This is a genomic window from Bacteroides sp. An279, assembly GCF_002159615.1.
Classification (GTDB): Bacteria; Bacteroidota; Bacteroidia; order Bacteroidales; family Bacteroidaceae; genus Phocaeicola; species Phocaeicola intestinalis.
On sequence record NZ_NFJA01000204.1, the window covers coordinates 1 to 823 of the forward strand.

1 protein-coding gene is annotated in these 823 nt (G+C 48.0%); it reads right to left on the reverse strand.

The genetic code is table 11. The annotated features are described in order from the left end of the window. The coding region (locus B5F78_RS16625; protein WP_162608595.1) for a PD-(D/E)XK nuclease domain-containing protein at positions 1-823 on the reverse strand (823 nt) is incomplete at both ends.

Genomic DNA, 823 nt, shown 5'->3' on the forward strand with positions numbered 1-823 from the left:
ATGGTCCCGGTCTGTGAAGAGAAGCTGGAACCTATTTTATAGATAAGTCGCCTGTCGGAAGCATACGGGCGTGCGTAGCCTTTTTCTTCTATCTGCTTTAGGGCTTCGTCTGCCGAACCGTCCAGTTTGAACTCGAAAATGTAGACGTAATCGGGTGTCTCTACGATGCAGTCCACCCGTCCTTCGCTCTGTTCCTTTTCGGTATAGACCGTATAGACGCTGACCAAACGGAATATCAGGTAGAACGTGTAGTGGAAATAACGCTCCCTTTCCCTCTCGTCCTGCTTGCGACGCATGGTGTAAGGGATGTCGGCAAGGAAGGAGGTGAACAGCTTATGCAGCTTGTCTGTATCACCTTCCTCCAGCGCATCGATAAGGTCTTGTATCCAACTGTTTACATTTTCCCGTTGGGGCTTGAAATAATCGGAAGCCACCAGCGATACAAATCCTTTCTTAACTTCATTGTTGGGGAAGTCGAGCAGGAATGTTCCTCTCCGTGGTTTGTAGTCCTTAATGGTGAGGTATCCGCTCTGGTAAATCATCGGCAAAGGTTTTTCTACATTTGCCTTATAGTCGACAAACTCCTGCGGGTCATAGTATTTCCCGGTCAGTTCATCCAAATTCTCATCGGTATGCGCAAGCAGGCGGATGAGGTATGAAGGCGTACCGCTACGGAACCAGTAATCTTGCATGTCTTGCGTGGCAAAAGCATTAAGCAGGCTGAAAGGATTGTAGATATCTGTCATGGCTTTACTGAAATGATATCCGTCGTACTGGCGTTTGAGCAGACCGGTCATTTCTTCCTTGGATATGCCTTCCCTGT